Here is a 12056-nt window from a genome sequence, read left to right as displayed (position 1 = left end):
GACCCGCGTACGGGCGGCGGGCGAGCCGGCGGACGTCTCGCGCCGGCCGTCGTATCCGGACCGATCACCGTGACCCGCGCCGGTCCGTTGTTCGGGCCGCTCCGACTGGACGACCCGTGGGCGACGGGGCAGCACGACCTTGGACGAGACGATCAAGATCGTCCGCTCGGCCGGTACGGGGCTGCGCCCGGCCGGCACAGCGCGCTGCGGAACCGGGCGGAGCGCGCCGAGCGCCGCGGCGGTGACATGACAGCGGGCGACGGCGAGGGGAGCGGCACCCGCCTCGTACGGCGCGTGCCGCTCCCGCCCGCCGGGTGAATCCCGTCTCCGGGCCGCTGTTCAGCCCTCGGGCCCGCCGTCCAGGACGTCGCGAATCGGTCGGCGGGGACTCGCCGGGCCTTCGGGGCCGTAACCGAGGCGGATGAGCATCTGAACGTGCCCGATACCGGCGCGGGGGTCGCGCAGCGCCCACCGGATGTCCGGCCATTCGAGGGCCTGGTGCAGGAGCGAGGCGCGTACCCGGTGCACGGTGCCGGTCAGCAGCACGTTCTCCAGCGCCTGGCCGGCGCGCAGCCAGTCCGCGCGGCGGTCGTGCCGGGTGGACAGCACCATGATCACCGGGTGCGGTTCGAATGCCGCCGACGGCCGGTTGTAGGCCGGCCGCAGGGCTGCGAAGTCGCGCACCGGAAGGTGTCCGGCCGCGTCCCGGGGGCCGAGCACCGCGCCCGGCAGGCCGTCCGGCGCACCGTCCCGCACCCAGCCGCGGTTCTCCGCCCGCCGCACCGGGTCGGTCGCGGTGAACCACTCACCCTCCGCGGTCAGTTGCAGGATCCGCCGGGTCTCACTCGGCCTCGGCACGACCAGCTCGGCCCCTTCCGCCACCGCCGCTTCGGCGAGTTCGGTGAGCACTTCCGCCGGAATCGCCCGGCCGGAGAAGGGCAACCGGCTGCTGTGCCGGCGCCAGACCGCGTCGTAGAGGTCCGGCCTGTGCCGGGAAGCGCCGGGCAGCGGGCCCGCCAGTCGTACCGACGCCAGCAAGTCCGGCTCGGCCGGCCGGGGCAGCAGGCGTACCACCGGCTCCCAGCCGAAGTGCGCCACCGCCACCCGCAGGTTGAACACCGCCGCGCCGACCGACACATGCAGGCCCCGGCCCAACGGATCGGTGTGCCGCAGTGCCCGCTCCGTGGCCGCGCGCACCTCGATCGTCGAAGTGCCGGGGTCGAGCCGGTAGCGCCACGGCTGGGTGTTGTGGAGGGAGGGGGCCGCCACGGCCGCCGCGATCAGCTTCTCCAGGATCGCCGCGTCCAGTGCTGTGGTGTGCATATCGTCTCCTCGGGCCGTCTCCCTCAAGACTCGCGGCGGGCGGACCGGAACGGCAGGGCAGGAGGTCCACGCGGGGTGGGCCGAACGGCCCCGCTCCCCGTTGGGCGGGCCTGAACGGTCCCGCGCTCGGCGTCGGCCCGTCCCGGCGTTTGGCGGAGCCGCACTGTCCGAGGCGATGACCGCCGCCCGGACCTCGCGCTCCACGCCGAGCTTCGGGACGAGGAAGACGCCGATCGGGGGCTGCGCGGAGAATCGCGGCACCTCACTCATGAGCGGACCTTCGCCTGGCGTCTGCCGGCCCCAGGCCGTCATGGACTTCCGATCGTCGCGCGCGGGTCCGCCCGGCACCAGGGTTGGACGGACCCGCCGCGCCGTCCGGGCCGGGCAGACGCCGGCGCGCACCGGCGCAGGAAGAGGCGGGCGATGGCCCGGGCGGACGCGAATCGCGTTCAGAGCTTGTGCAGCCAGCTGTCCGCGACGCCGTGCGTGGCCGAGGGGACCGACCGCGGACCCGACTCGTCGAGACGGCCGGCGAGGCGGTTGTCGACGGCGACGACGCCGTCGATCCGGGCGATGGCATTCCCGGCGACGGACACGTCGCTCTCGCGCTCCAGGGTGCCTTCCAGTGTCACGATGCCGTCGCTGACCTTCACGTCCGCGGCGAGCGGGGACAGCAACAGGGTGCCGACGAGGACCTCCTGGATGACGTCCTCGCGGATGTCGGCGTCGGGGCGGAGGAACACCCGCAGTACGTCGCGCCTGGTGACGATCCCGACCAGCCGCTCCTCCTCGTCCAGGACGGGAAGCCGCTCGACCCGGTGCTCGGCCATGGTGCGGACGGAAAGGGCGATCGAGTCGTCCGCGTGGACGGTCACCGGCGGGGTGGACATCAGCCGCCCGGCCGTCAGCGCCTCCGCCTTCGCAACGACACGCCGCGCGGCCGGGCCCAGCAGCAGCCGGCGCCGGGGAGCGCTCCCTTCCTTCCGTGCCTGACGGGCCATCAGGTCCGATTCCGAGACGACACCGACCACCTTCTCGTCGTCGTCGACGACGGGCACCCCGCTGATCCGGTGCTGAGCCAGGAGAGCCGCGACCTGCTTGAACGGGGTCGCCTCCCGGACCCGGACGACATCGCTCGTCATGACGTTTCCGACCTTGCGGTGCTTCATGGTGTGCTCCTGTGAATGCGGGCCGAGCGCTCGGCGCGGACGGCGGCGGAATGCGTGCGGGGCGTCGCGGTATCGGGCGCACCCGGCCGGCCGACCCTCCGACCGGCCGACCCTCCGACCGGCCGACCCTCCGGCCGGCCGACCCTCCGGCCGGCCGACCCTCCAACCGGTCGGTCCGACGGCCGGTCCGCGGGCGGGTGAACCCCCGGTTCCACCGTCCGGCACTTCACGGCCGCGCGGCAGGGCTGCCCGGCGCCCCGTCGGGGGCCGGTCGGCCCCAGCGGAGGGTCTCCCCGAGTCGGGCGCGAGTGTCCAGATACCGGCGGACGCCGCTGACCAGTGACTCGACCTGCGACGGGACCGGCTGCTCCACCGCCGACCACGACGCGGCCGCGGCCGGGACGACGGCGAAGACGCCGGCGCGGTGGCCGGTCTGCAGTTCGCCCGCAGTGAGCGGAAGCCGTCCCTCGACGGCTGTGGACGGCAACCGGTGCCGCCCGGTGGCCAGCACCAGTACGTCGTAGGGAAGCGTGGTGCCGTCCGTGAGGAACACCTCCTTGCGGCCGGTGTCGACGGTGGCGGCCTCCGCGAGTCGCAGGTCGATGCCCTCGCGCAGCCGGAGATGCTCGGGCGGCAGCAGGGTGCCCGGTCCGTGGATGCCGAGGGCGACCAGCAGGTCGAGCTCCTGATCACGGGGGTCCGTACGGTCGATGACAGTGATGTGGTGACCGGCGCCGTGCAGCGCGGCGCGCAGCCGGTTGGCGGCCAGGGTGCCGGCGTGGCCGCAGCCGATGATCACTATCCGCTCGTTCATGTGGATCTCCCTGTCCATCGGGCGCCCGGACTTCGTGGACGGCGGGGTACGGAGGCTGTTCGGTCGTCCTGGTCGTCCCACCTTCGACGGTCCGGGTCACCGCGGCACAGAGCCGAACGGTCCTGCGGAGGGGGCGGACCGGCCCGAGGCGCGGATGCGGGCCCGCTCGCGGGACGGACGAGGGACCAGTGGCCCCGACAACCGCCCGGAAGGCCCTACTGCCGGATGCCGGAGCCGGCGGAGCGTGGTGCCAACGCCGGCACCGACTCCCCTGGAGGCCTCCATGCCCCACGCACCCGCGACCACCCGGCTCAGCCGTGACGAATTGCTCGCGCTGGACGCGCACTGGCGGGCCGCGAACTACCTCGCGGTGGGCCAGATCTATCTGATGGCCAACCCGCTGCTGACCGAGGCGCTGCGCCCTGAGCACGTCAAACCCCGGCTGCTGGGTCACTGGGGCACCTCGCCGGGTCTCAACCTGGTCCACACCCATCTCAACCGGGTGATCAAGGCCCGCGGCCTGGACGCGATCTGCGTCTGGGGACCCGGACACGGCGGCCCCGCCGTGCTGGCCAACTCCTGGCTGGAGGGCAGCTACTCCGAGACCTACCCGGACGTCAGCCGGGACGCCGAGGGAATGGGCCTGCTGTTCCGGCAGTTCTCCTTCCCCGGCGGCGTCCCCTCCCACGTCGCCCCCGAGACGCCCGGCTCCATCCACGAGGGCGGCGAGCTCGGCTACTCCCTGTCCCACGCCTACGGCGCCGCCCTGGACAACCCCGGCCTGCTGGTCGCGTGCGTCATCGGCGACGGCGAGGCCGAGACCGGCCCGCTGGCCGCGTCCTGGCACTCCAACAAGTTCCTCGACCCGGTGCACGACGGCGCCGTCCTGCCGATCCTGCACCTCAACGGCTACAAGATCGCCAACCCGACGGTCCTGTCACGGCTCCCCGGCGAAGAACTCGACGAACTGCTGCGCGGCTACGGCCACGACCCGATCCACGTCTCCGGCGACGACCCGCTGACCGTGCACCAGGACATGGCCGCGGCGATGGACACCGCCCTGGACCGGATCGCCGCCTTCCAGGAGGCGGCCCGCGAGCAGGGCGCCACCGGGCGGCCGCGCTGGCCGATGATCGTCCTGCGCACCCCCAAGGGGTGGACCGGCCCGGCCGAGGTCGACGGCCTCCCGGTCGAGGGCACCTGGCGCGCCCACCAGGTGCCGCTGTCCGAAGTCCGCACCAACCCGGCGCACCTGCGGCAGTTGGAGGAATGGCTGCGCTCGTACCGGATCGGCGAGCTCTTCGACGAGGCCGGACGCCCGCGCCCGCAGGTGCTGGCGTGCGTCCCCGACGGGGACCGCCGGCTCGGCGCCAACCCGCACACCAACGGCGGCGTACTGCTGCGTGATCTGCCGATCCCGGACCTCGACCGCTTCGCCGTGCCCGTCGACAAGCCCGGCGTCACCCTGCACGAACCCACCCGCGTACTCGGCGACCTCCTCGAACGGGTCATGGCCGACACCGCCGACCGGCGCGACTTCCGCATCGTCGGACCGGACGAGACCGCCTCCAACCGGCTCCAGGCCGTCTTCCGGGCGTCCGGCAAGGCGTGGCAGGCCGGCACCCTGGAGGTGGACGAGGATCTCGACCCGCACGGCCGGGTGATGGAGATCCTGTCCGAACACACCTGCCAGGGCTGGCTGGAGGGCTATCTGCTGACCGGCCGGCACGGGATGTTCTCCTGCTACGAGGCCTTCGTGCACATCGTCGACTCGATGGTCAACCAGCACATCAAGTGGCTGCGCACCACCCGCGCCATACCGTGGCGCCGCCCCATCGCGTCGCTGAACTACCTGCTCACCTCGCACGTCTGGCGACAGGACCACAACGGCTTCTCCCACCAGGACCCCGGCTTCATCGACCACGTCCTCAACAAGGCCCCCGAAGTCGTCCGGGTCTATCTGCCGCCGGACACCAACACCCTGCTCTCCGTCGCCGAGCACGTCCTGAAGTCGAAGGACTACGTGAACGTGGTCGTCGCCGGCAAGCAACCCTGCTTCGACTGGCTGGACATGGACTCCGCCCGGGCCCACTGCGCCCGCGGCGCCGGCATCTGGGAGTGGGCCGGCACCGAGGACGGCCGCACCGAACCCGATGTGGTGCTCGGCTGTGCCGGCGACGTACCCACTCAAGAGGTACTGGCCGCCGCCCAGTTGCTCCGCCGCCACCTGCCCCGGCTGACCGTCCGCGTGGTCAACGTCGTCGACCTGGCCCGGCTGCTGCCGAAGGAGGAGCACCCGCACGGCATGTCGGACGCCGACTACGACGCGCTGTTCACCCCCGACCAGCCCGTGGTCTTCGCCTATCACGGCTATCCGTGGCTCATCCACCGCCTCGCCTACCGCCGCACCGGCCACCGCGATCTGCATGTGCGCGGCTACAAGGAGAACGGCACCACCACCACGCCCTTCGACATGGTCGTCCGCAACGACCTGGACCGCTACCGCCTCGTCATGGACGTCATCGACCGCGTCCCCGGCCTCGCCGTCGCCGCCGCCCCCGTACGCCAGCTCATGGAGGACACCCGCCTGCGCCACCACGCCTGGATCCGTGAGCACGGCACCGACCTGCCCGAGGTCGCCGACTGGACCTGGGAAGGCTGAGACGCGGCTCGTCCACCGGACCGCGACGCCCGCCGGCAACTGTCCCGGCGGGCCTCGGCCTTGTGCGGGTGCGGGTTCGACCGGGCCCGGGAGCAGGGCCGTTCGGCCCCCCGCTGCGGGCCGTCGGCCCCCAGCGCCGGCGCCCCCGCTCGCGGGACAGTGAAGCCGTACCGAAGACCCGCCCCCCACCGATCAGGGAGCCATCATGGCCGTTCACGAGCACAGCACCGGGCAGCGCGCGGGGTTCCGCCTCCCCACCCGGCACAAGTCCGCCGCCGACCGCACGGGGGAGACCGGTACCCCCGCCGATGCCGCCGCCGGTGCGGGCGCGAGCGCCGCGCTGGTCGCCAGGTCGCTGGCCGCGGTGCGGATCGCCACCGGCTTCATCTTCCTGTGGGCCTTCCTCGACAAGGCCTTCGGCTGGCACTACGCCACCGGCACCGGCAAGGGCTGGATCGACGGCGGCTCACCCACCAGGGGCTTCCTGTCCGGGGTCGCGGCCGGCCCGCTCCAGTCCTTCTTCCACACCATCGCCGGACAGGGCTGGACCGACTGGCTGTTCATGCTCGCCCTGCTCGGCATCGGCGCCGCCCTCACCACCGGCATCGCCCTGCGCCCCACCGCCGTCGCCGGCACCGCCCTGATGGCCATGATGTGGGCCGCCGAATGGCCCCCCGCCCAGCACCTGTCCACCGGCGCCCCCACCGGATCCTCCAACCCCCTGGTCGACTACCACCTCATCTACGCCCTCACCATGATCCTCTTCGCCCTCGCCGCCGCCAGCACCACCTGGGGACTCGGCCGCAACTGGGCCCACCTCCCCATCGTCCGCCACCACCCCTGGCTCCTGTGACACCGCCCAGCCCGGCCGGCCCACCAAAGGGGCACCGCCCACCGGCGGTGCCCCTTTCGGTTCCCCGTCCCACGACCGCCGGACGGGTCCCGGGAGAGGACAGGCGCTGTGATGGGCGACGGCGTGCGAAGGTGCCACCCGCTCAGGCGAAGTAGTGGCCCTCCTTGAGATCGGCGATCAGGCCCGGACGGTTCGGCTGCCATCCGAGCAGGTCGCGAGTGATCTCTGCCGAGGCGGGGCCGTCGACTCCCCAGAAGCCGCCGAGCCAGCCGACGTACTCTCCGGCCTCCTCAGGGGTGACGGAGACGGCGGGAACGCCGAGGTGCGACGGCGGCGCGCGCGGTCTGGGCGCGGACCTCCGACCCGCGACGGGGGGCGGAGTTCAGGCTGTTCTTCGCGGTCTACGGCCGCGCTCTCCAAGCGCCGGAGCGGTTCGCGGAGTTCCTGGAGCATGTCGTGGCGGACTGGATGAGTGCCCTGTGCGAGGCGCAAGGACCGAACACCGATCCGGCGACGGCGACGCGCACGGCCACACTCGTGATCGCGACGATCCGCGGTCTGCTGCTCGACCTGCTCGCCACCGGCGACCGGGACCGCGTCCACGACGCGGCCGAGACCTTCCTCGCCACCCTCGAACCGTCCGCGCCCACCGGAGGGACGCGGCCGCGCTGAGCATGTGGCGCTCACCCGTCGGTGATCGCGGTGCTTGCGCCGGAGGTGCTGACGCCGTCCTCCACGGGCTGGTGCCCGTTCCGTCGATGGTCCCGTGCACGGGAGCCGGAGTGTTCGGGGCGAAGTGGCGGTGCACCCGCGTGGATCGGGCAGCGGGCGCACCGGGGGTTGCTACGCCGAGGTGGTGCGGCGGCGCATCCATCGACGCAGGATGGACCTGATCGGGCGCGGGTCGGCGGGTGCGGGTTCGGCGGGTGCGGTGCGAGGCAGTGCGGTGCGGGGGAGCGCGGGGGCCGGGCTGGTCCGTGCGGCTTCGGCGCGGACGAATGCGGCGATGGCCCGGTAGGAATCGATGGGCATGGTTCTCCTGCGGCAGTGGCTTGCGGGACCGGGCGGCAGGGCCGGCGGCGCGACAGCGAGCGTGCCGCGGCCCCTTGGTCCGGTCAGCAGCGCAGGACCTGCCGCAGTGGCGCAGGAAGGGTGGCGAGCTCGGCGGACGGCGGAGCCGCGAATTCGCCGGCCTGGAGGGCCGCTCTGATGCCGGGGGTGGTCGGCTCGCCCGCCGGAAGCAGCAGAGTGTGGCCCGGTGCTCGGGTGCCCGCTGTGCCGTGACAGGCGCGGGCCGCCGGGTCGTGTTCGGGATGCGACTGCGACGGCGTAGCCGCGGCAGCCGGCGGCGGGCACAGGTGAGCGGCCCCGGGAATCGCGGCAGCCGCGGCGGGCGCCCGGAGGCGGGGGCAGTTGGCCTCCTCGGCGATCAGGTGGGACCGCGCGGGGAGGAACACCGCGTGCAGCAGGGTGATCAGGCCCAGCAGCAGAAGGAGGCTCGCGGTCGGGGCCGCGCGGGGCGAAGGCGTTGTCCGCACTGCACTCGCCCCCACCCTGCCCTCTGGTTGGCTGCCGTCTCCAGAATGATCGGTACGGCGGCGGTACGGCACACGCGAAGTCACCCGAACGGAGGCATCGGTTCACTCGTTCGGCCTTGTCCTCGGCCCCTGCCGATCGATCGACCGACGAGGTCTCGAACATGCCGTGTTCATCGGCGACGAGTCGAGGCGTCGTGGCGGCCGAGACGGCCGACTGCCGACCGTTGCCGGCCCATGCGCGTTGCCGCGTTGCCGCGTTGCCGCGTTGCCGCGGTGTCTCGGTGTCTCGGTGCCGAACGGCCCTTCGGCACCGCGGTGACCGGGAACGCCAGGACGGTGCGTCAGGTCCGCCGCGACGCGCGAAACCGGCCGCGGCGGCCTGCCGGGCCCGTGCGCAATTGCCTCGCGTACGGGCCGCCCCGCGTTCTACCCTCCCGGCCATGACGGCATACGACGCACCTGAAGGCTCCGGGGCCGCTCCCGGTGGTAGCGCGCCGGTGATTCGGCCGGAGACCGCCGACGATCACCGGGATGTGCGCGAGGTCCATACGCGCGCCTTCGGTGACGGCGAGCGGGTTCCCGGGCTCGTGGAGGCACTTCGCGTCGCGGAGGCCGCGCTGGCGCCGATGTCCTTCGTCGCCACGGTTGATGACCGGGTCGTCGGGCATGTCCAGCTGAGCGCCTCGCGGGTGGACGCTCCGCGCCGGATCGTGGACGTCCTGTCCCTGTCGCCGCTGGGTGTGGTCCCGGAGTTCCAGCGCCAGGGCATCGGTACCGGGCTTGTCGCGCACGCTCTCGCGGCGGCCGACAGCCGGGGTGTGCCGTTGGTGTTCCTGGAGGGTTCGCCGCACTACTACGGCACCCGCGGCTTCGAGGCCGCCGGCGCGGCGGGCTTCCGTTCGCCGTCGCTGCGTATCCCCGAAGCCGCCTTCCAGGTCGCCCGGTTGTCCGCCCACGAGCCGTGGATGACGGGCACCTTTGTCTACTCGGAGGTCTTCTGGGCCTTGGACTGCGTCGGCCTGCGCGAGCCCGAGGACGGTCAAAAGCGGTGATGTCCGGTCGCCTCGGGCCGCGCCGTGAACAGGGCCGTAAGGTCCAGGCCCGTACGGCCCTGTCCCGTCCGTCCTCGGGATCAGTAGGGGTTGGTGGCGACCCAGTTCTTGCTCACGGTGGTGTGGGCGGGCGTGAAGGTGTCGCCGAACAGCACGAACGCGACATTCCAGAAGTTGGTGTACGTGTCCTGGCCGGTGATGGTGTTGCAGCCGCTGGGGAACGACAGGTACTCCAGGTTGGTCTGCTCCCAGGTGTTGCCGACATAGCCCGCGTTGACCGCGACCTGCACCTTCGGCGGGGTGTAACTGGACTGTTGGCAGGCGGTCAGCGAGTAGCGGAACGAGTTGCCGCCGTCGTCGAACTGCACCCATCCGTCGACGTGGCCGAGCTGGACGGTGCTCCCCGTCGGGTACTGGTAGGTGTCCTGGATCGACAGGGTGTAGGTCGTGGCCCAGGCGGCGTGGGCCGGCGTGGGGGCGACCAGGACCGCGCCCAGGGCCGCCGCGGCCGTGGCCGCGAAGCCTGCGGCACGCCGTCTCTTCGGTGTCTTCGTGCTCATCGGGATACCTCCGAGATCGTGGGGGAGATGTCGAGGTGGTGCAACGATGCCGCGTCCCGAGGGTAAAGGACCCATAGCGGTACGCAACCGGCACAAGGACCGGCAGCTTCCGGCGAGCGGCCGCTATCACTCTTCGAGTTGGGCGTGCCCCCTGCCCCCCTGCCCGCGGACTGGGGCAGGGGGGCACCGAGGGTTCCAGATAGCGCGGATGATTACCCGGCGGCAGCGGGGCCCCGACTGAACAGCCCCCACCCGTTCCCCTTGCCTCCTGCTCCCCACCCGGCACCCACCCCGGGACAAGCCGAAGCGGGCGGATTGCCGCCATCAGGAACAGCCCACGCGGTGCCCTGTCTCCGTCAGGCCACCTTGAACTCGATCTGCCCCCAGTAGCCCCACCGGCCGGAGGCGTCCTGCGCGCGTACTTGGATGATGAAGAGGCCGCCGACCGGGGGTGTCCAGGAGTCCGTCGACCCCGTGGGGTTGTGGAAGAAGTTCTCCGGGGACGCGCGCCGGGCGGAGCCGGTCGCGGGCGGGGCGTCGGCGTACGAGGGCGACGCGAGCGCCGATAGACCCGGTAGCCGGCCAGGTCCGTCTCGGGGCTCTTGGCCCAACTCGGGTTTGTTTTCCGCGTAGTGGCGGAGTACGAGGCCCGCAGAGCGCTCGGGGCAAAGGATGCGACCTTGTCGACCGAGGCGTTGGTAAGCGGCCAGTAGCCGAAGTCGAGGTTCGCGCTGCCGGTGACGGCGGCGAAATCGACGCGGATGGTGTGGGTACCGCGGGGGACGGTGACGTTGACCTTCGACACTGTCGAGGCGAAGTTCTTCCACAGGTCGATCTTGCGGACATCACCCGTGCCGACAGGGGCGCCGGTGCCCTCCCTGCACATGGTCATCGCACGGGCGGCCGGTCGCAACGGACGAGGCTGGTACGGAATCAGCCTGCGGTGGCTTGGAGATCGTTGACGGCCTGGGTCAGGGTCATCGCTGCCAGGTGGGTGCTGAACTTGACCGTCGCCAGGGCCCGGTGGAACTGGAGCAGGACGACAAAGCTGCCCGTGTCGGTGCCGCCGAATCTGGCGCCGCGCAGGTCGGCCGGTGTGCACGCGTGCATCAGTTCTTTGGGGCGCCCGCCGCCGAAGGTGTTCCTGATGACGAGGAGCCGCTGGTCGGTCACGACCACGGTTTGGCTTCCGGTGTAACTCTCGTAGAAGACCAGGTCGAGCTGCTCACCCGGCAGAAGGATCTCCCTGATGAACGGCTGCGCCTTGGCGATGGATTTCCGGACGGAGTTGTTCGCGCCGTCGTGCAGGGCCCGGTCGAAGTCGTCGTCCAGCGGAACCTTGGAGAACAAGCCCATAGCGAATTCCTCCCTCTCACTGCTGTGAACGCGGGCTCCAGTGTGAGCGGCCGCGCGGACGTTCGAGGTCAAATTCGCCCTACCCGGGCCGATCAGCCCAGATCGGCTGATGTTCTCGGCGTACCCCGGCCGGGCGCGTTCTCCGTGGCCGGCCTGACCCGGGCTGTCGGGGGATGCGGAGGGGCGGCGGGACCTTGTGGGGTCCCGCCGCCCTTTTCTGCCGCGCTGTTCGGTCAGTAGGCGGAGTTCACGTTGTCCATGGAGCCGTAGCGGGCGGCGGCGTAGTTGCAGGCCGCGGTGATGTTGGCGACCGGGTTGTAGATGTTCCAGGAGGTGCCGGTGACGTGGTAGCGGTTGAAGGTGGGGTTGATGACCTGGAGGAGGCCCTTGGAGGGGATTCCGTTCCTGGCGTTGATGTCCCACAGGTTGATCGCGTTGGGGTTGCCGCTGGACTCGCGCTCGATGTTGCGGTGGATGCCGCTGTAGCTGGCGGGGATTCCCTTGGCGTGCAGGATGTCCAGGGACTGGCGGATCCAGCCGTCGAGGTTGTTCGGGTAGGTCTTCACGGCCGGGCGGGGCGCGGTGTGGGTCTTCTTGGCGTGTGCGGGTGCGGCGGCCTTGTGCGCGGCGGGCTTGTGCGCGGTGGGCTTGTGCGCGGTGGGCTTGGCCGGGGCGGGCTTGGTGTGGGCGGCCGTGGTGTGGGCGGTGGGCACGGTGGGGGTCTTCATG

The 12056-nt window shown here is 72.0% G+C and carries 13 protein-coding genes; 4 read left to right on the top strand and 9 right to left on the bottom strand.

Translation table 11 applies throughout. The features are described from left to right. Positions 1–339: 339 nt before the first annotated feature. The 3 genes from ACFO3J_RS17330 to ACFO3J_RS17320 form a co-directional block, all read right to left on the bottom strand. Positions 340–1323 (bottom strand): Acg family FMN-binding oxidoreductase, encoded by a 984-nt coding sequence (locus ACFO3J_RS17330; RefSeq protein WP_386430335.1) that lies wholly within the window; start codon positions 1321–1323, stop codon positions 340–342. A gap of 449 nt (positions 1324–1772) precedes the next feature. Beyond that, the gene (locus ACFO3J_RS17325) at positions 1773–2492 is read right to left on the bottom strand and encodes a CBS domain-containing protein (protein WP_386430334.1); all 720 of its coding nucleotides are present in this window, start codon (positions 2490–2492) and stop codon (positions 1773–1775) included. Between the two features lie 226 nt (positions 2493–2718). Continuing rightward, entirely contained in the window at positions 2719–3306 is a 588-nt protein-coding gene (locus ACFO3J_RS17320; RefSeq protein ID WP_386430333.1) for an FAD-dependent oxidoreductase, read from the bottom strand. Positions 3307–3589: 283 nt separating this feature from the next. Here ACFO3J_RS17320 and ACFO3J_RS17315 point away from each other — a divergent pair, with 283 nt between their 5' ends. From ACFO3J_RS17315 to ACFO3J_RS17305, 3 genes are all read left to right on the top strand, one after another. Then, on the top strand, positions 3590–5968 hold the full coding sequence (locus ACFO3J_RS17315) for a phosphoketolase family protein (protein ID WP_386430332.1): 2379 nt from the start codon (positions 3590–3592) through the stop codon (positions 5966–5968). 205 nt (positions 5969–6173) lie between these two features. Next, a complete protein-coding gene (locus ACFO3J_RS17310; RefSeq protein ID WP_386430331.1) occupies positions 6174–6821 on the top strand; it encodes a hypothetical protein in 648 nt (215 codons plus the stop codon). 456 nt (positions 6822–7277) lie between these two features. Beyond that, positions 7278–7493: a hypothetical protein gene (locus ACFO3J_RS17305; protein ID WP_386430330.1), complete on the top strand. Its 216-nt coding sequence runs from the start codon at positions 7278–7280 to the stop codon at positions 7491–7493. Positions 7494–7664: 171 nt separating this feature from the next. Here ACFO3J_RS17305 and ACFO3J_RS17300 read toward each other — a convergent pair whose 3' ends face one another. Together ACFO3J_RS17300 and ACFO3J_RS17295 are read right to left on the bottom strand one after the other, a co-directional pair. Continuing rightward, positions 7665–7853 carry a hypothetical protein gene (locus ACFO3J_RS17300; protein ID WP_386430329.1) on the bottom strand — a complete coding sequence of 63 codons (189 nt, stop codon included), beginning with the start codon at positions 7851–7853 and terminating at the stop codon, positions 7665–7667. 83 nt (positions 7854–7936) lie between these two features. After that, entirely contained in the window at positions 7937–8359 is a 423-nt protein-coding gene (locus ACFO3J_RS17295) for a hypothetical protein (protein ID WP_386430328.1), read from the bottom strand. 440 nt (positions 8360–8799) lie between these two features. Here ACFO3J_RS17295 and ACFO3J_RS17290 point away from each other — a divergent pair, with 440 nt between their 5' ends. Beyond that, the gene (locus tag ACFO3J_RS17290) at positions 8800–9411 is read left to right on the top strand and encodes a GNAT family N-acetyltransferase (protein ID WP_386430327.1); all 612 of its coding nucleotides are present in this window, start codon (positions 8800–8802) and stop codon (positions 9409–9411) included. A gap of 80 nt (positions 9412–9491) precedes the next feature. Here the strand turns inward: ACFO3J_RS17290 and ACFO3J_RS17285 are convergent, their stop codons facing one another. The 4 genes from ACFO3J_RS17285 to ACFO3J_RS17270 all read right to left on the bottom strand — a co-directional run. Further along, positions 9492–9971, bottom strand: a complete 480-nt coding sequence (locus ACFO3J_RS17285) for a hypothetical protein (protein WP_386430326.1) — start codon at positions 9969–9971, stop codon at positions 9492–9494. Positions 9972–10327: 356 nt separating this feature from the next. Beyond that, entirely contained in the window at positions 10328–10582 is a 255-nt protein-coding gene (locus tag ACFO3J_RS17280) for a hypothetical protein (protein ID WP_386430325.1), read from the bottom strand. A 322-nt stretch (positions 10583–10904) separates the two neighbouring features. Continuing rightward, positions 10905–11327, bottom strand: a complete 423-nt coding sequence (locus ACFO3J_RS17275; protein ID WP_386430324.1) for a hypothetical protein — start codon at positions 11325–11327, stop codon at positions 10905–10907. A 233-nt stretch (positions 11328–11560) separates the two neighbouring features. Next, positions 11561–12056 (bottom strand): transglycosylase SLT domain-containing protein (locus ACFO3J_RS17270; RefSeq protein WP_386430323.1); only part of this gene is annotated, 496 nt, incomplete at its 5' end.

Source organism: Streptomyces polygonati, from assembly GCF_042650325.1.
GTDB classification, from domain to species: Bacteria; Actinomycetota; Actinomycetes; order Streptomycetales; family Streptomycetaceae; genus Actinacidiphila; species Actinacidiphila polygonati.
Note: the sequence above shows the minus strand (reverse complement) of the source record. Positions and strands in the feature narration are given on the sequence as shown.

Bases quoted from the DNA above. Each gene is read 5' to 3' on its own strand.
- ACFO3J_RS17330 (WP_386430335.1), bottom strand. From the start codon at position 1,323: ATGCACACCACAGCACTGGACGCGGCGATCCTGGAGAAGCTGATCGCG.
- ACFO3J_RS17315 (WP_386430332.1), top strand. From the start codon at position 3,590: ATGCCCCACGCACCCGCGACCACCCGGCTCAGCCGTGACGAATTGCTC.
- ACFO3J_RS17300 (WP_386430329.1), bottom strand. From the start codon at position 7,853: ATGCCCATCGATTCCTACCGGGCCATCGCCGCATTCGTCCGCGCCGAA.
- ACFO3J_RS17310 (WP_386430331.1), top strand. From the start codon at position 6,174: ATGGCCGTTCACGAGCACAGCACCGGGCAGCGCGCGGGGTTCCGCCTC.
- ACFO3J_RS17325 (WP_386430334.1), bottom strand. From the start codon at position 2,492: ATGAAGCACCGCAAGGTCGGAAACGTCATGACGAGCGATGTCGTCCGG.
- ACFO3J_RS17290 (WP_386430327.1), top strand. From the start codon at position 8,800: ATGACGGCATACGACGCACCTGAAGGCTCCGGGGCCGCTCCCGGTGGT.
- ACFO3J_RS17275 (WP_386430324.1), bottom strand. From the start codon at position 11,327: ATGGGCTTGTTCTCCAAGGTTCCGCTGGACGACGACTTCGACCGGGCC.
- ACFO3J_RS17320 (WP_386430333.1), bottom strand. From the start codon at position 3,306: ATGAACGAGCGGATAGTGATCATCGGCTGCGGCCACGCCGGCACCCTG.
- ACFO3J_RS17285 (WP_386430326.1), bottom strand. From the start codon at position 9,971: ATGAGCACGAAGACACCGAAGAGACGGCGTGCCGCAGGCTTCGCGGCC.